The 20147-nt window shown below is 50.5% G+C and carries 18 protein-coding genes; 11 read left to right on the top strand and 7 right to left on the bottom strand.

Annotation, left to right across the window (positions count from 1 at the left end; all coding sequences use genetic code 11):
- Positions 1-5: 5 nt before the first annotated feature.
- Positions 6-1364, bottom strand: a complete 1359-nt coding sequence (locus N5E87_RS20730; RefSeq protein WP_126512176.1) for an isochorismate synthase — start codon at positions 1362-1364, stop codon at positions 6-8.
- Between the two features lie 408 nt (positions 1365-1772).
- Here N5E87_RS20730 and N5E87_RS20725 point away from each other — a divergent pair, with 408 nt between their 5' ends.
- The 8 genes from N5E87_RS20725 to N5E87_RS20690 all read left to right on the top strand — a co-directional run bounded on the left by N5E87_RS20725 (position 1773) and on the right by N5E87_RS20690 (position 9693).
- Positions 1773-3956: a TonB-dependent receptor plug domain-containing protein gene (locus N5E87_RS20725; RefSeq protein WP_126512175.1), complete on the top strand. Its 2184-nt coding sequence runs from the start codon at positions 1773-1775 to the stop codon at positions 3954-3956.
- Between the two features lies 1 nt (position 3957).
- On the top strand, positions 3958-5328 hold the full coding sequence (locus N5E87_RS20720; RefSeq protein ID WP_086902496.1) for an ATP-binding cassette domain-containing protein: 1371 nt from the start codon (positions 3958-3960) through the stop codon (positions 5326-5328).
- Complete coding sequence (locus tag N5E87_RS20715) at positions 5318-6001, top strand: energy-coupling factor transporter transmembrane component T (protein WP_086902495.1); 684 nt, start codon at positions 5318-5320, stop codon at positions 5999-6001. The genes N5E87_RS20720 and N5E87_RS20715 overlap by 11 nt, the downstream gene beginning before the upstream one ends.
- The gene (locus N5E87_RS20710) at positions 5998-6540 is read left to right on the top strand and encodes a hypothetical protein (RefSeq protein ID WP_011624585.1); all 543 of its coding nucleotides are present in this window, start codon (positions 5998-6000) and stop codon (positions 6538-6540) included. Before N5E87_RS20715 ends, N5E87_RS20710 begins: the two co-directional genes overlap by 4 nt.
- 15 nt (positions 6541-6555) lie before the next feature.
- Positions 6556-7293, top strand: a complete 738-nt coding sequence (locus N5E87_RS20705; protein WP_086902494.1) for a DNA-binding protein — start codon at positions 6556-6558, stop codon at positions 7291-7293.
- Positions 7294-7300: 7 nt separating this feature from the next.
- A complete protein-coding gene (locus N5E87_RS20700; protein WP_023266167.1) occupies positions 7301-7543 on the top strand; it encodes a hypothetical protein in 243 nt (80 codons plus the stop codon).
- Between the two features lie 219 nt (positions 7544-7762).
- Positions 7763-8953, top strand: coding sequence for an HD-GYP domain-containing protein (locus N5E87_RS20695; protein WP_086902493.1), 1191 nt, complete (start codon positions 7763-7765; stop codon positions 8951-8953).
- Between the two features lie 104 nt (positions 8954-9057).
- The gene (locus N5E87_RS20690) at positions 9058-9693 is read left to right on the top strand and encodes a paraquat-inducible protein A (protein WP_023266165.1); all 636 of its coding nucleotides are present in this window, start codon (positions 9058-9060) and stop codon (positions 9691-9693) included.
- A 46-nt stretch (positions 9694-9739) separates the two neighbouring features.
- Here N5E87_RS20690 and N5E87_RS20685 read toward each other — a convergent pair whose 3' ends face one another.
- Genes N5E87_RS20685 through N5E87_RS20670 form a run of 4 tightly spaced genes read right to left on the bottom strand, consistent with a single transcriptional unit; the run spans position 9740 to position 15324 of the window.
- Entirely contained in the window at positions 9740-10045 is a 306-nt protein-coding gene (locus tag N5E87_RS20685) for a DUF3240 family protein (protein ID WP_261730217.1), read from the bottom strand.
- Entirely contained in the window at positions 10042-13095 is a 3054-nt protein-coding gene (locus N5E87_RS20680) for a CusA/CzcA family heavy metal efflux RND transporter (protein ID WP_279775829.1), read from the bottom strand. The genes N5E87_RS20685 and N5E87_RS20680 overlap by 4 nt, the downstream gene beginning before the upstream one ends.
- 1 nt (position 13096) lies before the next feature.
- A complete protein-coding gene (locus tag N5E87_RS20675) occupies positions 13097-14125 on the bottom strand; it encodes a membrane fusion-like protein (protein WP_086902491.1) in 1029 nt (342 codons plus the stop codon).
- On the bottom strand, positions 14122-15324 hold the full coding sequence (locus N5E87_RS20670; protein WP_086902490.1) for a metal transporter: 1203 nt from the start codon (positions 15322-15324) through the stop codon (positions 14122-14124). Before N5E87_RS20670 ends, N5E87_RS20675 begins: the two co-directional genes overlap by 4 nt.
- Before the next feature lie 144 nt (positions 15325-15468).
- Here N5E87_RS20670 and N5E87_RS20665 point away from each other — a divergent pair, with 144 nt between their 5' ends.
- Positions 15469-16014, top strand: coding sequence for a LuxR C-terminal-related transcriptional regulator (locus N5E87_RS20665; RefSeq protein WP_011627653.1), 546 nt, complete (start codon positions 15469-15471; stop codon positions 16012-16014).
- Between the two features lie 112 nt (positions 16015-16126).
- Entirely contained in the window at positions 16127-16273 is a 147-nt protein-coding gene (locus N5E87_RS20660; RefSeq protein WP_083758005.1) for a hypothetical protein, read from the top strand.
- 49 nt (positions 16274-16322) lie between these two features.
- Here the strand turns inward: N5E87_RS20660 and N5E87_RS20655 are convergent, their stop codons facing one another.
- Positions 16323-17273, bottom strand: a complete 951-nt coding sequence (locus N5E87_RS20655; protein ID WP_086902489.1) for a putative sulfate exporter family transporter — start codon at positions 17271-17273, stop codon at positions 16323-16325.
- 265 nt (positions 17274-17538) lie between these two features.
- Positions 17539-18102 (bottom strand): malate synthase, encoded by a 564-nt coding sequence (locus N5E87_RS20650; protein ID WP_086902488.1) that lies wholly within the window; start codon positions 18100-18102, stop codon positions 17539-17541.
- A 208-nt stretch (positions 18103-18310) separates the two neighbouring features.
- On the opposite strand from N5E87_RS20650, the gene N5E87_RS20645 reads away from it, so the two are divergent.
- Complete coding sequence (locus N5E87_RS20645) at positions 18311-19843, top strand: DUF3612 domain-containing protein (RefSeq protein WP_039977616.1); 1533 nt, start codon at positions 18311-18313, stop codon at positions 19841-19843.
- The last annotated feature ends 304 nt before the right edge of the window (positions 19844-20147 follow it).

Here is a 20147-nt window from a genome sequence, read left to right as displayed (position 1 = left end):
GGCCGTTAGAGTTCGATCAAAATTGACATAATCGTCGCCAGCTTATTCTCCAGCTCCTGCCATTCCGCCTCGGGATCCGAACCCGCAATAATCCCCGCCCCGGCAAACAGATTGATCTTGCCAGGTTCAATCAAGGCGCTACGAATCGCCACCGAAAATTCACTCTCGTACTTATTGAAATAACCACAGGCACCGGCGTACCAGCCGCGAATATAGCCTTCGCGTTCGCGAATAAAGCGCATGGCAGACTCGCGGGGAAGGCCACCCACTGCGGGAGTTGGGTGCAGAGCCTGTAGCAATTGGAAGTCATTCACGCCCTGCTTTAACTCGGCGCGAATGGCGCGGTGGAGATGCTGAATATGGTTTAGCTTAAAAATCGTCGCGGTTTCTTCGGCGCCCACATGTTGGCTCAAGGGGGAGAGCATACTGACGATATGGCGGCGAACCAGCTGGTTTTCTATGCTGTTTTTGTTGTCTTCGAGCAGCGCGTTGGCCAGTGCCGTGTCTTCTTCTTGGTTTAAGCCACGTACTGTGGTGCCGGCAAGCGCCTCGGTAAACAATTCCTGCTGACGACGGCGAAATAATCGCTCTGGCGAGCAGGAGATATAAGTGCGCTCGGGGCTAAATTGGAAGCCAAATTGGAAACTATTCGGATTACGCCCTTGCCAACAGGCCAATACCATCCAAGGATCGACCTGTGCATTGACCTCAAGCTCAGTGTGGCGCGACAGCACCACCTTGGGCGTCTCTTGGTTAAACTTGGGCTCAACTACTTGCTCGATTAAGGTCTTCCAGCGCGGAAAATCGGGAATATCGGTGCGGCTCAACAGCGCAAGTTTATTGGGCGGTGCGAGCGGACGAGCGGGCAGCACGGCTTCTATCGCGGCTATGGCGAGGTCGATTTCCTCTTCGGGATGCCTGTCGGCAAAGTTCAGGTTGACCCGCAAACTGAACTGGTTCGCGCTGCGTCTAAATTCGATACGCGGTAGCACAAAGCGACTATTACCAAACTCAGGCCAGGACTCTATGCTGCGGTCAAACGCCACGCCGCCGTAGTAACGGATCTCGGGATTTGTGGTTAAGGCGCGTTGCTGCTGATAAATTTCCGCTAAGGTGCCATCATCGACGCCGGTTTCAAACTTAAAGTCTTTACAGGCGCCAATCGCCGCCACTTCTTCAACCTTGTCACGTCCATGCCAGTAGATGCGCGGATATTGGTTTTGGGATGCCAGCCATGAAATCAAAGGGATAGAAACAGTTGTTAAGGATAACTGCACTATCGGCTCCGTCGGTGGAACCTGCTTCAATTGAATGAGTTTGTCGATGAGAGACTTAAGGTCTTCAGACAGGGCGTGAGCGGGCAAATAAAACTCCAAAGGTAACGAGATGAAGGTGGTGGCTGAAGTTCCGGCAGTCAGCGGTAAGTTAATCCATTCTTTTTAAAGCTATTTACACCGAGTGGGTGAGAGCGTGTAAATAAGAATCTTTCGCTCAAATTAAAGGCCGAGGCCGTCAGTGTCAAGATGCAACCCACGAGTGTGTGACTTTTGCCATAGTCTCATTTTGCGGCGCTTAAAAATGTGACCTAGATGGGTCTTTTTGTCGATACCGTTGTCTGTGTTGGACATTTTGTCTCTTTGTGATGCATCGCATTTTCCATTTGTTGCAATTAGTCGATCTGGGTTGGTTTTTGATTTTTTTTCAGTTGAGACGGAAATTCCTCAGACCACAATAGGGGGCACATCTTAAATTTCCTGTATGACAACAATAATATGATTACCAGAAATACCGTCTTTAGAGTGTCGTCCTTAGCGCTGGCAATTGGACTGAGTTTTACCGCCTCAGCCGATGAAATCGCCCGCGATCCCCTGTTGAATGTGAATGAAGTCATTGTCGTCCATGGTGAAGGTGCCGATGCGGAGCAATTGGCAACCACCCATTGGAGCATCGACGAAGCCGAAATTCGTGCCTTGGGTGCACAGACCTTAGATCAAGTGCTGAAGAATGTACCCGGGGTTTATATCCGTGTGGGTGGCGATGGCACTCCTAGGGTCGATATCCGTGGTTTTAAGACCCGCCATGTCACTCTGTTGGTGAACGGCGTGCCTATGAGCAGTGCCGATGATGGCCAGTTCGACCCAAGCGTGATCCCAACCAGCCAAATTGCCTCGGTTGAAGTGTCAGTTGGCCCGACTTCAGTGCTGTACGGCCCAAGCGGCGCCGGCGGTGTGATCAATATTATTACTAAGCAAGGCAGCACAGCACCCGCCTTGTCAGGACGCTTGGAAGCGGGTAAAGACAATACTTTTAATGGCGATATCAGCGCCGCTGGCTCGGGTGATGATTGGCAGGGATTGGTGAGTGTGAGCCGTCAACAGACCGATGGTTTCCCGATGTCGAACGATTTCGAGCCGACCCAATATCAAGACGGTGAGCTGAGAGTTAACTCAGATAAAGAAGTCACCAACGTCTATGCCCAAGGCAGCTATTGGTTATCGGATAAGACACAGCTGATCGCCAATATGGCACTGCGTAATGGTGAGTGGGGTAAACCCTCACGTGATGGTACTGGCAGCGGTAAGCTCAAGTATGAGCGTACCGACGACTATGATTCGCATACCTTCCAACTCGGCTTAGCCCATCAGTTTGACGATACCTTTACCCTGCGCGGATTTGGTTATCACAATCAAAGTGATACCTTAGAAGCAGCCTATGCGGATGAAACCTATCAAGCATTGACGCAAACCCAAGATGGCCGTTCCGTGGTGCAAGGGGTCAATTTACAGTTAATCACCGATTTTCATAAAGCAGGGCTGTTAACCACCTCTGTGATTGCTGAAGAGCAGAGCTGGAAGTCTGTAGTGGACACTTACTCCAGTAACGCTGGCAGCGGTACTGGCAATAACTCGGGTACCGGCACTGGTTCAGGTTCTGGCAGCGGCTCAGGTAGCGGCAGTGGAACAGGCTCTGGCGGTGGCACGGGTAGCGGCGGCGGAACAGGCTCTGGCGGTGGCACGGGTTGCGGCGGCGGAACAGGCTCTGGTGGTGGCACGGGTAGTGGCAGTGGAACAGGTTCTGGCAATGGTAGCGGTGGCGGTTCTGGCGGCGCTGAAAACCTAAATGATTCTGCATGGTTATATACTGCTGCGGCCGAATATCAGTATCAGTCTGAACATAACTATGGCTTCACCTTGGGCGGGGCTTTCCATTCACTCGATACCTCAGACGGTACAGATGATAACTACTCGGCGATGGCCTCTAGTTATTGGCAGATTGTGCCTGACTCTCGTTTGAGCCTGAGTGTGGCACGCAAAGTACGTTTCCCTTCTATGGTGAATTTGTACTCGCAATCATCGGGTAACAGTGATTTAGAAGCGGAAGAGTCTAAACATGTTGAGCTGGGTCTGGATCAAAACCTACCAGCCAGCACCGACTTCTCGCTCTATGGTTTTTACACCGATGCGAAGAACTATATCGCCAAAGATACCGATGGTTTCTACCAAAATATGGGGCGCTATGAGTTCAAAGGGGTTGATTTCCAGATTAACAATCATGCGATTGAGCATTTAGATCTGAGCTTCTCTTACAGCTTCCTAGACTCGAAAGAAATGGAAGGCGACGATACCTTAGATGCACTGCAATACCGTCCTCGTCACCAGCTGCGCTGGCAAATGAGCTACGAATTCCCATTCGAGACGCAAGTCCACCTCAATGTGGAGCGAATCCTCGATCAGGTTTATGCGACTCAGGTGAAAGTGAACGGTCAGAACCAGTATCAACAGCAGTCGCTGGATAACTACACCTTAGTGGATATCAACTTAGTGCAGCCGCTGATCGCCGATAAGTTAGAAGTGTATCTGCGCGCCACTAACCTATTGGATGAGAACTACTACCAGAGTGAAGCATTGCCTCAGGCTGGCCGTCAGTTCTTCGTTGGTGTGAACTGGCAGATTTAAGATGAAATTACTCGAGCTCGACGGTGTCAGCTTTAACTATGGCAGCCAATTAGCCCCGGTTTTACAGGAGCTTAAGCTCTCGATTGGCGCAGGCCAATGCCATTGTGTGAGCGGGCCAACGGGCTCGGGGAAATCGAGTCTACTCAATCTACTGGCGGGCGTGCTGTCGCGCCCCCATGAGGGCGATATTTGGCGTCACCCAGAGCTGGTGATTGGCTTAGTGATGCAGGATCCTCAAACCCAGCTACTGAGGCAAACCGTGGGCGCCGAAGTCGCCTTCGCCTTAGAGAATCTCGGCATCCCCGCCGAGAATATGTTACCTAAGGTGCAGTTAGCGCTGCGACGTGTCGGGCTGTTTTTACGGCTCGATACCCCTGTCAGTACCCTTTCCCTCGGCCAAAAATACCGTTTGATGATTGCCGCTCAGTTGGTGTGCGAGCCGCATTTACTCTTGCTCGATGAGCCATGGGCGCAGCTCGATGATCACGGTGTAAGCGAGCTATTGGCTGTGCTGCGAAATCTGATTGCCGAAGGTATGGCATTGGTGCTGGTGGAACATAATGCGGCGGCCTTTGCCGAGATTATCCAGCACTATTGGCAATTAGAGGCTGGTCGTTTATCCGAGGGAATATACACCGTCAACGATGCCCCAGTGCAGGATGTGCCAGTGAGAACTTGTTGGGGAGGCGCCCATCACTTAGGCAAAGTGCTGGTCAGCGCCGAGGCGTTTGATTTCTGCTTCGATGGTTGTCAGCCCTTGTTTAGCTGTCCGCAAGGGTTTCAACTGCATGCGGGCGAGATAGTTACCTTAGTGGGGGATAATGGCGCGGGTAAAACCAGCCTCTTAAAATCCCTCGCGGGCATGCTGCACTTAAAGCTGCGTTTGCCACTCAAGGTGCTAGGCCGTAAACCTAAACTCGGTGTATATGGCGCCGAGTTAGGACTATTGCTGCAAAGGCCGAGTCGACAACTGTTTGAAACTAATGTGCTGGCCGAAATGCAGTTTAGTTTGAATCGTTTCGAGCTTCCTACTGCGCGTGCCGAACAAATGCTGCTCGATCTCGAGTTGAGCGCTCTGGCCGAACAGTCGCCCCATAAGCTGTCCTATGGTCAGCAACACTTGATTGCCTTGGCATCCCTAGCCTGCTTGCAGCCTAAGGTGCTGCTACTCGATGACCCGCTCGCGGGTATGGATAAAGAGTACTATCGCAAAGTATGGTTCCTGCTCAAGCGCCTCAGCGCCCAAGGCAGTGCGATTCTGATGACCAGCCACAGGCTGGTGGAACACAGTGCGGTGTCGCGGCAGTTAAGCCTGCGCCAAGGGCTGTTGGCTGAAGAAGCCATAGTAATGGAGGAGCGCTATGTGGGTTAGTTGTCGTCGATGGCGACTACGTGCCCGCCGGCGTTGGAGTCGCGAGAAGCAAGAAACCACCCTGTGCGCGCTGTCGCTGTTTTTCGTCTGCGTACTTTCCGCCTGCGCTTTTGTATTGCCCGCCGATTTACTGCTACCGCTGGCGGCCGTGAATGGCTTGCTCGTGCTCCATGGGTTAGCGCGCCGAGGCAGTATTATGGGCGTGGTGAAACTCGGCGTGATTCAACTGACGATTACCTTAAGTCTTTATCTGCTGCTCTATGGTGTTGATCACCTTGCCCAAGGCGCCGTGGTGGTGGGACGCATTATTTTGGCGACTATCCCCGGATGGTGGTTGTGTATCACGGCGGCGCCTGAGCGTATCGGCGAAGTCTTAAGTGCATTCTTGCCGAGCAAATGGGCCTTTGTGGTGGCTGCATCTTTGAGTTTGCTGCCCTATATGGCGGACGAAGTGCGCGAGATTTACCAGATCCAGTGTCTGCGCGGCGCTCGTATTACCCCTAAGGCGCTGCGGAATCCCAAAAACTGGCCAGAACTGGTCTACTGCGTGCTGTTTCCTGTGTTAATCCAATTGCTTAAATTATCTCGCCAGATGGCGGTTGCGGCCCAGAGTCGCCACTTTGGTAAGAGTTCACGTGCCACCCATTGGCATTCACCCAGAGACAAAAAATGAATAAAAAACTCCCCCTGAGCTTACAGGATTCTTTGTTTATCGGCTTTTGCGCCACCCTGCTGGTGGCATTGACGGGCATGTTAAGGCTCAAGCTTGGGCTTTCTGGCCACAGCATGTTTTTAATGAGCTTCTTCTACTTGATTTGCTACGGTGTGCTTGGGCGTTTCGGCAGCATGATTGCCTGTGGCGGCATTGCGGGCTTAGTCGCCATGGCGCTCGGTGTTGGTAAGGGCGGCCCAATGATTTTATTAAAGTTTATCTTACCTGCTATCGCTATGGATCTGGTGGCCTTGTTGTTACCGCTCACATTAAGCCTGCATTGGCGCTGCGTGATTTTAGGCATTGTTGGTTGTATGGCGTGGGCGGTCAAAGTGGCGCTGACCAATGCGCTGGCGGGGATGGCGCTCGATGTCGTGCTGATCCAATGGGGCGCAAGCGTGCTTAAGGGCGGATTCTTTGCCACCTTAGGTGCCCTGTTAGTGCCTCCCGTGCTGCATAGGCTTAAGGCCCATGATCTCCTTCACCGTGACAAGTTTTAACTGCTAGGAATACCGATGAAAAATTGGCTTATTTGTATCGACGATACCGACGACATTGGCACTAAGGGCACGGGCGAAATTGCCGAGGAAATTGCACTCTTACTCGCGCAAACTTCGGGGGGCAAGGCCTCCTTTGTGACGCGGCATCAACTGTTTGTGCACCCTGACATTCCCTACACCTCACACAACAGTGCCATGTGTTTTGCGCTGCAGTCGCCATTATCGCAGGCGGAAATCCATCGTCTTGCGGTCGCGCATCTGGTGGCCGAATCGGCGCCTAAGGCGGATCCTGGGATTGCGATCTTGGATGTCGATTCCGACTATGATGTGCATGCGCTGATAGACTTTGGGCTTAGCGCCAAGCGTGAGGTGATTACCAAAGCGGCCGCCTATCAGCTTGCCGAGCAGTTACAGATCCAACTTACCGAGCACGGTGGTACTGGCCAAGGCGTGATTGGTGCCTTGGCGGGATTAGGGCTGCGCTTAATGGGGAGCGATGGGCGTGTTAAGGGGCGAATCAAACTCGGTCAACTTGAGGAAGTCTCTCTCGAATTAACTGTGGCAGAGATTCTCGAGCAGACTGGCCTCGATGCGGTCATTAGCACAGATAAAACCCGTTTAGCGGCGGATGAAAAGGTTCAACTCAAAGGCAAAGTGAAGGCCGTTTACCTTGAGCATCAATTTGTATTGTTAGTCGCGAAGGACGGTGAGTTGTGGCGTAATGCGGGTAAGCAAGCCTTACAGGACTATTGAGGTGAGAATGGAGCAAGAGCTACTTCAACAGTTTGAATACGAGACCGAGCGCTGGATTTTTCGGGCGGGTTTACAGCAATATTCCGAGGCGAGACGGGTGGCACAACTGTGCCCTCGCTTTGCTCCCGATGATGAAGATGAGCAGGTCGATGATGAACTTCGCTCCTGCTATAACTGCCAATATCGTCGTTGGATGATGACAAGCTTCGAGTGTTTGATGCTAAAAAATACCGTATTATTAACTAATTAGCTTATATTTGAACCGAGTCCCATCATTTTGCTTGGTTTTTGCCTTGTTCTTTGAGGCTTGTCATCAAAGCATATGGTGCTTTTAACCTCCCCAGCTTAGAATGCAAGTTATACTGTCCTATACTACCAAGATAAAAATGGCTTCATAATGTGCTAAATTAGCATTGTGTGTTGCGTGGTCAGTAGCAGTAATCTTCTCTATGCCTTGGGGTTGCTAGAAATGAGTGAGTCGGCAGAATCAGTTGAGCTAATCAAATTACCCGTGTCGCAATTAACATTGGGTATGTTTGTCTGTGCGATAGACAAAAGTGATCAAGGTCGACTCGCCATTGCAAACGCTGGCCAAATCAAGCACAAGGATGCGATTGCCAAATTAACCAAGAATGGGATCAAATTTGTTTGGGTCGACACTGAACGTTCGGCCGAACATTGTGGTTTTAAACGTAAAGCCAGCAACAACATTCCGCCAGAACCGAAAAAACCGTTTGCGACCCGCGAGAATCAACAAAAGCAGGCACAGGTCATTTTGACCGAAGCGAAAGATTTGATCCGCAAAGTCTTGTCAGAAACCTTTGAAGGTAAAGCGATAGAAGTCGCCCCCTTCGAAGCCTTAGCCGACAGCATGATTGAATCTGTCTTGTTGGATGAAGATGCGCTGAGATGCATGTCTGCACTGCGTTCAAAGGATGCTTATCTGCTTGAACATTCAGTGAATGTGGCCTTCCTGTTAGTCACCTTTGGTAAGTATTTAAAGCTCGACCGTTCGATTCTTCGGGAGATGGCGGTCGGTGGTATCTTGCACGATATCGGCAAGATCAAGGTCGATAACAAGGTGCTGCACAAGCCGGGTAAACTGACCCCAGAAGAATTCGAACATATGAAGCTGCATCAAGTGTATGCGCTTGAAATTATGAACGAAACAAAAGGCTTATCTCAGGTCAGTAAAGACGTTTGCCTGATGCACCATGAAAAGCTCGATGGCCGTGGATACCCAAGGGGATTAAAGGCTGAGGAAATCCCACTCCATGGCCGCATGAGTTGTATCGTTGATATCTTCGACGCCCTCACCGCCACTCGTTGTTACAAAGAGGCCATGAGCCCGGCGGCGGCTTTTAAGATCCTACTGAGTTTGACACCGTTCCATCTCGACCAAGAACTGGTATATGAGTTTATTCGCTGTGTCGGCGTGTATCCTGTCGGCTCTTTGGTTGAATTGTCCGATGGGCGAGTGGGCATCGTCTGGACCTCGAAGGACAGGGATGCATTAAACCCGATCGTAAAATGCTTTTATTCTTTAAAAACTAAGCGTTATACAGAAGTTGTTATGATAGATCTGCTCAAGTCGGAGCTGCATATTGAACGCGGAGTCTCACCTAGCTCGCTGGATATCGATCCTAAACCCTTCTACTAATGTGCGCCGTTGCGCCTGATATCTGCCAAGTTGTCAGGTGCCATTCATTGCCCCGATAAGGGGAAAGGCCGTACACTGGGCCAAAGTTTTTTTAGGGCCCAGTTATGAACAGTGTACGCAACTCTCTCCTTCCTATTCTCGTTATTCTGCTGTCTTTGGCGCTGTTAATTCCCGGCGTGACTCAACCCATTTTGAGCCTCAATGGCAGCATAGATAAGGCCAAACTCACCGAACAAGGGATTGAGCAGGTCGCACAAAGTTTCGATGAGGACTCGGGGCGCGACAGTGCCCGCGGCATGTTGAATATGGTCAGTGGCCTGTTGGGGCTGAACAATCTCAAGGGCGAGGTAGAAGTATTACAGCAAACCCGCAGTATTTGGAGCACAGTCACCGAATTATACAACTCAGGCAATGGCTTAGTGGCTGGTCTGGTGATGCTGTTTAGTATCATTATCCCCGCAGTGAAACTCAGTCTGATGTTAGTACAACAAAGCGTGAGTTCGGTTGCGCTGCAGTGGCGCATTCATCATCTAGTGTCTGCGCTGGCGAAATGGTCGATGGCCGATGTGTTTGTGGTGGCCCTGATTATTACCTTTTTGGCGGGTAATGCCTCGGGTGGCATGGGCGAAATGCTCAAGACCAAGGCGCAGTTTGAGAGCGGATTCTACTTCTTTACCGCCTACTGCATTCTCTCAATCGCCAGTGGTTACTTAGTGCGTCGTCCAACACCGATTCTGTAGTCACTCACTTAAAGGGCATACAGCAGGTTCTGTATGCCCTTTATCGTTAGGAAAGCGTGCCGTTTTGATAGATGGGCATAATCCAATAACGGCAAGGCTTGTGTTTACAGACCTTTGCTAGTGCTTCAAGCAGGGCGCTTTGCTGGCTTGCAGGGTGCATAATCTCAAACTTACAAAACTCCCGATAACCTTCCACTTGTTCCTTGATATTGAAATGGCTGTGCTCGCGGCTAAATCCGCAAATATTGCCCAAGCTAAAGCCGGATAAAAACTCCAACTCAATCAGGGTGTCGACTATATCGTCCTTAATATCGTTTTGGGCGATCAGGACTAGCAGTTGTTCCGTGCTCATCGGCGTTTCTCCAGCCAAAAATACAACATGGGCAGTAAATACAGGGTCGTAATGGTCGATGTGAGTAATCCTCCGATCACCACAATGGCCAAGGGTTTTTGGATTTCAGCACCAGGGCCCGAGGCGAACACTAAGGGGATCAAACCAAACATGGCGGTGGTGGCTGTCATCAGAATGGGCCTGAGTCGCCGGGCGGCACCCTGTTCGACTCGTTCCCTGAGGCTACCGAATAAGTATTTGGTTTGTTCGTAATAACTGACCATCACTACACCGTTAAGCACGGCGACACCTAGCAGGGCGATAAAACCTACCGAGGCGGGCACCGAGAGGTATTCCCCCGAGAGATACAAGCTGACGATACCGCCCATCATGGCAAAAGGGACGTTAGCAAGGATTAATCCCGATTTTGCTAGTGAGCCGAAGGTGGTGAATAAAATCAAAGTGATCAATGCGATAGCTATAGGGATCACCAGTAACAAATTGCTGGTGGCGCGCTGCTGGTTTTCAAACTCTCCACCGAAGCTAACGCTATAGCCGCTGGGCAGTTTGATTTCCTTAGCGATTTTCCTGTTAAGCTCCTCCACAAAGCCCACAATATCCCGCCCTTGGACGTTGGTAGTGATCACCGAAAAGCGATTTCCCTGTTCCCGCTCGATCAGGATAGGGCCTTGTTTATAGCTCAAAACAGCCACATCGCTTAGGCGTTTTAGGGAATGATCTGGCATCACCAATAGCTGATTTTGCAGTTCGTTAATGTTGCTGATCTGCGCCTGATTATTAGCGATAAGCACGGGCGTGCGCTTCTTCCCTTGCAGCACTTCGGTGACGACTACGCCTTCGAGTTGACTCTTGAGGTAGCGGGCAAACTCCATAGTGCTCATCCCAAATCCACGGGCCAGTTCGTTATCTAAGGTGAGATTGATAAAAGGGCTGCCCTCAATCATCGCCATCTTAACGTCGACGCTGCCCTGAGTGGCTGTGACCAGTTGTTCTATCTCACCGGTGAGCTTGCCTAAGGTCTCGATATCATTACCGAATACTTTAATAGCGACATCGCCAATGCTGCCTGTGAGCATTTCGGAGACACGCATCTGTATCGGTTGCGTAAAGTTAAAGTTCACGCCGGGATATTTGAGTAGCACAGTGCGGATGGCATCGATAAGTTGCTCTTTGGTCGAAAAACGCCATTCGCTGCGGGGCGCCAGCTCTAAAAACACATCGGTTTCGTTCAGTCCCATGGGATCTAAACCTATCTCATCGGCGCCGGTGCGCGCCACCATCTGCTTAATTTCGGGGATTTGGCTTAGCAGGGTTTGCTGGATCTGTTTATCGATAGCGATGGAAGCGTCGAGGGAAATCGAAGGGGATTTCTCTAACTGGAGAATAATGTCGCCTTCATCTAAGGTCGGCATAAAGGTTTTCCCCACCAGACTAAACAGGCCCAGACTGACGATCAGCAAGCTAAAGGCGGTGAGCATAAAAGGTTTTTGCCAACCAAAGCAGGCTTTTAGGCTGCCAAGGTAAAGATGCTTGAGCTTTTCGATGGCCTTAGGTTCTTTCGCGGCCTTTTCGTTGACTAGGTACGAGGCAATCACGGGGATCACAGTCAGCGATAACACCAGCGCCGACAGCATGGCAAACACTATGGTGATGGCGACTGGGGTAAAGAGTTTGCCTTCTAAACCACTGAGGGTGAGCAGTGGCGAGAACACTATGATGACGATAACCGTGCCCGATACTACCGGAATGGCAACGTCTTTGGTGGCGCGAAAGATCAAGTGTAAACGCGGCAAACGCTGTTTAGTGGCGATTAAATTCACCATGTTTTCAACCACGACCACGGAGGAGTCCACCAACATGCCGATAGCGATAACGAGGCCTCCAAGACTCATCAAGTTAGCGGAGAGATTGAAGTGATCCATCATCAAAAAGGTGAACAGTGCGGCCAGCGGTAGCGATAGGGAGACCACTAACGCGGCGCGCACATTACCTAAAAACAGCGCCAGCAATACGATGACCAGCACAACGGCCTCGAATAGCGCATTGGAAATAGTCTCGATAGCGGTATTGATCAGGTTAGCGCGGTCGTAAAAGGTGTTTATCTGGCTGCCTTCGGGGAGAGTCAGGCTGATTTGCGCTAGCTTTTCCTTAATGTTGTTAACCACTTGTGCCGTATTGGCGTCCTTGAGGGCAATGATTAAGGCTTCGGCGGTTTCGTTACCATCCTTAGTGACGGCGCCGTATCGCGCAAGGTGACCTATCTGGATATCGGCGAGATCCTGCAAGCGATAGACCTTAGCATTATCGGCTTTGATCACTAGCTGTTTAAGCTCGTCGATATCATCGATACGTCCCTCGGAGCGCACTATGATGGTGTCTGTACCTATGGTGAGCTTACCTGCACCTTCGTTGTGATTATTCTCCACAATCGCCTGTTGCAGCGCGGCAAAGCTCACACCCGCAGCCGCCATCGCCGCAGGATTGGGGCTGATGCTAAAACTCTTGGCATAACCGCCGAGGATATTCACATCGGCAACACCGGGCACTGTGCGCAGCAGCGGCCGAATTTCCCACTCGAGTAATTGACGTCGCTCCAGCAGGGAAAGATTGGGGTTTTCGAGTGAAAACATAAAGATTTCACTGAGCGGTGTGCTCATGGGCGCCACGCCGCCACTCACGCCTTCGGGAAAACTATCCCAGACCGCAGTGAGTCGCTCGCTCACCTGTTGGCGCGCCCAATAGATATCCGTGCCTTCTTCAAAATCGAGGGTGATATCGCTAATGGCGTACTTAGTGGTCGAGCGCAGAATCGATTGCTTCGGAATGCCGAGCAGCTCGGTTTCAATCGGAACCGTAATCTGCGCTTCGATTTCTTCCGGCGTCATGCCGGGAGCCTTGAGGATAATCTTCACTTGGGTTGGGGAAATATCCGGAAAGGCATCCAAGGGAATCGCAAACCAAGCGCGTGCGCCAGCCAACATGAGGATCAGCGCCACTATCAGCACAAAGAGTCGCTGAGTGAGCGAAAAACGGATCACAGAGGGGAGCATCTTATTCGCCTCCTAAACCGAGCATGATGCCTTTCACCGCGGCAACCGACTGGGATAGGACTTGCAGCTGACTCAAGTCTTGATCGCTGGCGACAATATATTGCTCTGGTGTCGAACCTAAAATATCGACCGTCAACGCATTGAGCTGGTTATCGGACAGAGTGAACACTTGGCTGTCTTGCTCCCAACTAAACACACTGTTTTTTGGGAGTAAATACACGGCTTTTTGATACTCGGGAACCACAGTCATTTGCTGACCTAACAACAGGTTACATTCCTGCGGCACCGCTGATGACCAAGCCGTAACAAAGGCGCCTTCGGCGATAGCTGACAGTGACTCAATCGCGATATGGCATTGATTAATGTTGATAGCCGATAGAGAGTGTGACTGCCCCGTCGGCACATTCACTTTGACGCGGATGCTGTTATTGGGCACCAGTGAAAACAGCTGATCCCCGGCCATATAAGGGCCGCTGATGGCATTGAGTTTAACGATACCGTCAACGGGCGCGGCGACAACTAAGGAGTCGGTAGCCGCATCCGTGCTGTGGACGCGCTCCATAAAGTGCTGCATATGCTCGTATTCGAGGTGAGTCGTGAAATAGTCCTGACTGATCTCACGCCATTTTTCGGCGCTTATGCTGCCATTGGCGAGCAAAGGTTTGTTGCGCTCATAACGACTCTTGGCGAGTTGATACAGGCTCGCCGCGGCCTCGACTTGGGCGAGGTAGTGGAACACTTCTGGCCCTGTGAGTTTGACTATCGCTTGGCCTTTACTGACGCGCTGGCCTTGGCCGACGAGAAAGTGCACCTGCTGGATATTCTCGGGCGTGCTGATCCAGTAATCATTGCCGGGGAGGATTTCAACCTGCGCTGGCAATGGACTGCCCTCATAACTGGCGACCCTTTGTGGTTGGGTGTAACTGAGGTCGAGATTGCCTAAGGCACTGATGGCTAAGCTTTCGGCCTGTGCCGAACCTACAACACTCGCGGATAAACAGAGAAGGCATGCGCCGTACTTGGCCATCATAATGAAATTCCTAAGGCTTGGAGTTGTTGAGAATGCAGTTGTTGCAAGCTGACGCGGTTGAGCGCCAAGCGGGATTCGGTGTCGAGCGCCTCCATATAGCGGCGCAGCCAGACTTCATAACTCACCTGATCTTGATCTTTTACCTTGGCGAGTTCCTCGGTAATGGTGCGACTAAGGGCGAGCGCTTGGGTGAGTAATCGCTGTTGCTCGACGAGGTTTGTTTGCTGGCGGACTAATTGATCCCACTGGTTTTTAAGCTCGAGTGCGCTGCGGTCAAGATTGAGACTTTGCTCGGTATTCGCTTGTTGCCATTGGGATAAATCGCTCTGGGACAGCGCCGAGCCCAAGGTTAAGGGGACTGACACGGCTATGCCTAACTGCTGATCATCCACGCCCGTATCCGCGGTATTTTTTGCTGTGAGTGAGACGGTCCAAGGATCGCGCTCACCCGCTTGCTGAGTTTGGATCAGCAGCAGGTGTTGCTGTTGTTGCAGCTTTAGCAATTGCCATAGGGGATGTTGGGCTAAGGTCTCGGCGCCCTTGCCAAGCGGGCGGTCAGTTTCTTCTATCGCGCTTGGCATCTGATCTTGGCCCGTCAGCTGTTGATACAGGGCTAAAGATTGGGCTTGTTGTTGCAGAATATCGGCGCGGCTTAAGGCGATATCGACACTTTCCCGCTCCAGTAGCAGAGTGTTGGCCAGTGGCAATTCCCCTGCATCGGTCAGTTGTTTTTGCTGGCGATGTAGTTTATCGAGCAACTGCTGTTTGCGCTCAAGCTGTGCCAGTTTGACTTCGCTCTGGCGGTATTCCCACAGGCTTTGCCTTAATAATCCCGAGAGATACAAGGCTTGCAGCGCCGTTTGTTGTTGATGAATTTGCTCGGCGAGCTGTTTTATTTGCTTATCGCTGCTGTGTAGCGCGGGCGATTTAAATGGCAAATTGACTGAGAGTTCCTGCTCGTAGCTGTTACTATTATCCAAACTCCCGAGGTGACTTAAGCTAATGCTCGGCAGGCCAATGAGCCAGGTCGAGCTGGTTAAATTGGCCGCTTGGGTATTCGACGAAGTGAGATGAGTCAACCTCGCTTGGCTGCTCGAAAGCGCTTGGGAAAGTTCGGCTTCCGCCGCAAGACACAGGAAACTACTGCCGACTAAGCTGGTCAACAGACATAACTTGATACAAGACGAACTGACAGACATGAGATGATTCTGTGGTATTAAACAATGCTGTCAGTGTAGGGATTGACGGCTGAAAGTCGTCGGGGACCTGTATCATAAATCCGCCTATGGTACATATGTCTCATAAAATAATTGATTGATTTTGCTTTTATTTAGGAGTTTTAGATGAAGGATATTGTCATTATTGGTCTGCTGGCACTCATCATGTGCTTTAAGCTTTTTGACATTAGTTCCGACATTCAATTAGGCATTCCGCAATGGCATTTAGTGCAGGAAGCCATACTCTTAGTGCTCACCGCCGTCGGGGCCATCTACCTCAGTTACGATTTAATTCGCCGCTCGCGCGAGGTTAAAGCCTTAGCAAAACGCCTCGAGTATGCCGATAAAAAAATCGACAATATGTCGACCCAAATGCGCTCCGCCAGACAGGAATACAGCCAAGCCGTATCGAACCAGTTTGATACTTGGGGTTTTACCAAGAGCGAGCAGCAAGTCGCATTTTTATTGCTTAAAGGGCTGAGTTTTAAAGAAATTGCCGAAGTGAGACAGACAAAAGAGAAAACCGTGCGCCAACAGGCGTCGACCATTTATGGCAAGGCCGATGTGGATGGCCGCCACACCTTTTGTGCTTGGTTTATGGAGGATTTTATTCAAGAACATAACCAAGAACTGGCGGCAAACGAGTCCGATAGCGCCCATAAAGCCGCTTAAGCTAAACTCTCAGGCTTAGTTGTTATAGCTATTTGTTATTGAAAATCGATATTGGCTGGCTTTTTGGTTCTAAACAATAATGAGCATCCCCTAAGTTTGTCGGAGGATGCAATTGAAAAACTCGCTGCTGATTGTGTTTTGCCTTATTGCCTTGGTTGCATCCACGCAAACCACAGGATTACTCCGCTCGCTGATCGAATTTTCCGCCTTTTTAGGCGTACTGGGGTTGGCTTGGCGGATTAAACCCAACGCCGAATAAAGCATCCCGCGTTAGCACGTCAATCTGAGCCGCTAGGCTAAAATCCAATCTATTGAAAATAAAGAATATAACCTAAAGACGTAATACCTATCGCCGCCCACAGAACCACGCCCAGCAGCAAAGGCTTAGGGCCGCTCGCCCGCATTTTTTGCACCGTAATCCCCGCGCCAATCAAGAATAGACACAGAACTAAGGTGCGTTTCGATACCATAAACAGCGTGTCGTAGAGTGGTTGAAACTGCGGTAACCAATGGGCGATTGCGATGGCTAAACAGTAAAATCCGATAAAATACGGTAGGTTAAGCTTACGTTTATCGCCGCCAAAGATCAGCGCACTGACAAGGGCGATAGGGATAATCCACAATGCGCGCGCCAGTTTAATGGTCGTCGCGGTTTTAAGTGCTTCATCACCATAGGCAGAGGCCGCGCCGACGACTGAGGAGGTGTCGTGAATCGCGATGGCACTCCACACGCCAAAATCGTATTGGCTCATATCGAGCAAATGCCCGAGGGCGGGGAATAAAAACAAAGCCACCGAGTTGAGTACAAATACACAGGCTAATGCGGTGGCGGTTTGGTCTGGTTTGGCATTAATGGCGGGCGATACGGCGGCAATGGCGCTGCCGCCACAGATGGCGGTACCAGAGGCGATTAAGTGCCCTGTGATCGGGTCAAATTTTAAGGCGCGAGTTACCAAAAAGCCTAAGATCAGCGTAAAAATAATCGAGCCGACAATTAATCCGAGGTTATGGCTGCTGGCCTCAATCGCGGCGTTGAAGTTAATCCCAAAGCCTAAGCCGATAATCGAATAGGACAGTAATTTTTTGGTGAGGGCGGCGATATTCCAGTCGTTTGGCACCCAACCTAGGCTGGCCAAGGTAAAACCGAGCACAAGCGCCATAGGGGATGAGATAACAGGCGCGAGACACAGTAGCGCAGCGCAGATAAACACAAGGCGATGGGGTTGCTTAAGTTGCGAGACTATCGATGAAAAATTCATAACGCCTTAGGTTTGCGACTGAGTGTTATCGTTCCAATCTTGGGTTTTAAGCTCCATCCATATAGGCATGGATACTCGAATAAACCAATCGAATAAGCATTGGGACGCTGACAAAGACGGGCATTATAACGATTGCGTTCAGCTTCAATAAAATCAATTTAATTTATTTTGTAAGTCAATTTTATTGAGTCTCAATGGGCAGGTAGGTTTGAGGCTTAAAAAGGAGAGTCGCTGATGGCAACTCTCCCGTGATAATTCGCGGAATTTAGAGATTCACGATACGTTGCAGGCTGTAGTCGCCGCCATCTTTAGCGGTAAACAGCTTGTCTTGAATATCGTTAGCGCTTGGCATTCCTGCATGTAACAGGCTTAACCAGTGGCGCGAGGTGGTATTGCGTGTCTCCGTGGGTTCGGTGGCTAACTCAACGGGCGCTTCGATTTGCACATCTTCCAAATTTGCTAAATCCCGCGCGCCTATCATGCCAGTTCGGTCGAAACACAATTCAACATGGCAGCCTTGATCCTGTAACACTATGGCGCTTGGCGCATCTTTAGTGCCGTTGAAGGCAACAAACTGCTTGGTTTGGCGTAATCCGCTGTGGCTGCCGTCGGCAAAAAATGCCAGCAGGTGTTGGTAGTAAACCACATAGCTGATCACATCCTGGTGCGACCCCGCATCCAGTGGGAAATGACGGTCGAGGAACTGCTTCGCCTGGGCTAGTTTTTCATGCTCGGCCACGTTCACTTGGGCGACGGCAAGCACTTCTTCTGCGATGAAGCTGTTTAGATTCGGTTGGATCTGGTGGCTATTGATAATTGACATATTCATCGCTGTATCCTCTACACATTCAAATTAAAAATTAGGGCCTTGATTTCACTTCTAATGGTTCAACGTTTGTCTTCAATTTGGTTTGTCCGACAGAGTTAATGGTTAAGCAGTGTCAGGTGGATAACCTGCCTCGATTGCTTAATTTGTAGTCTAGTCTTTTTTTGACTACAATTTCACAATAAAAATTTTACAATGTGAATTTTACAAAATGCGCAATGACCAGAGCTTGATGAGAAAGTCACATTTCCTAGGGACAAAAATACGTAACCTAAGGAAACGTAACAATTTAACCATGGAAGATTTATCGGCACGTTGCATCCGCGTCGATGCGGGCAGTGCGCCCTCTGTGTCATATTTGTCGATGATCGAGCGTGGAAAACGCGTACCCAGTGCCGAAATGTTGGCCGTGATTGCCACGGTTTTTCAAAAGGACGTTGACTGGTTTTTAGACGACGTGCCCGAGGAAAGTGCCATCACGCCGGACAAGGGCCGCCGTGGTGGCATCAGCGGCATGGCGCTCGAACCCAGCTTTTTGTTTTCAAATGATATTTTGCAAATAGCCATCCCTGAAATGCTATCCCAGACTGGGATCTCGGGTCGACAATTCGCCCACTTATTAATCCGCGCCCATCAGGAACATCATCAAAACCATTTCCCCGATCTTGAACGTGCCGCCGAAGAAGTTGGGTTAAAACGTATGCCCTTATCCCTCGAGGAGATGCTGGATATTGCCAAGGGCGTAGGCTTAAAAATCAAATGGATAGATAGTACGCCTCAGGAAGTGATCGACGAGCGCGGCGTAAGCTCGCATCAGTTAGTGACTTCTTTCTTCGAGCCGCCCAGCACCATTTACATCAATAAAGTCCTTAAAAATCGCCCCAGTCGACTGAAGTACGATCTCGCCGCCCATATCGGTCATTGTGTGTTGCACAACAAAGATGGGCTTAAGAGTGTGATGATTTCTGGCCGAAAACTGGAGATGGATGAAGAAGTAACCATGCAGTCTAATACTCTGAACGCGCAGGATATTTTGCATGCGTGGCGCGACTTTGAGTCCAGCTTTTTTGCCGGAGCCCTGTTATGTCCTAAGGTGCCGTATCGACAATTGCTCGACCGCCACGGTTACGAAATTGAGGTGCATAAACAGCTGCAAGTGTCGGCTTCGGTCGCCATGCGGCGGATGACGGTCGTATCGCCTTATCCCCATTGGCATTATTTTGATGCCTATGCGCCGGGCAAACTCAAGGCCGTTTACCGTGGCAATGGTATTCCCCTGCCTTGGGGCAATATGCGGCTGGTGGAAGACCCTTGTCAGCACTGGGCGGTATTTAGAATGATCAGTGAGCCCAAGGTCGGCACCTCGGCGCAAATTTCGATTTTAAATGTGGGCAATGAACCACGGATTTACTGCTGCGAGTCGATTAAGGTCGAAGACTCGGCGGGTAACCCCCATGTGCTTTGTGCCGGTATCGATTTGAATCCGGCCATTGAAGCCCAAGGCAAAGATGCACTCTCTATCGCCCATGATTTAAAAGCCGCCTGTGTGTCAGGTGGCGGCTCGGTCGCGATTCCCAAGCATATTAAAAGCGATCTAGTAAGCGTGGCTAAAATATTGAATATCAACTGGATTGAACGTGGTATTAAAAATGATGCCCGGCTTATCTGCTCCCGCGGCGCCGTCTGCCCACGGCAACCCAGCTGTTATCAAGCGGGTAAATCGCAGTGTGATGGGGTGGAGTAAACTATGCCGCGAAGTTTTGCATAGGGTTTAGTAAATGGCTGCGATTAAGCACTCTCACTTCAGTGACACGCCATGAACTCATCCCTGAGGGCTCGACGGCGGCATCCATGCCGCCAACGGTCACTGCCGCGAGAGTGCTTAACTCTGCGAACTCAGTTGTCTGTATTGCTCATTGAGTTGATAGTGCACACATTATGACTTTATTCTGAAGTATCCGTCATTCCGCAGCTAATTCCAGAATTTAAATAGTGTGATCTGGCGATCAGCTTTTCATAAAAACTACGACACCATCTTGACCGCGATC

Origin of the sequence: Shewanella sp. GD03713 (assembly GCF_029843705.1) — a bacterium.
Lineage (GTDB): Bacteria > Pseudomonadota > Gammaproteobacteria > Enterobacterales > Shewanellaceae > Shewanella.
The sequence above is the reverse complement of the archived record's forward strand: the minus strand, read 5'-3'. Positions and strand labels throughout refer to the sequence as shown.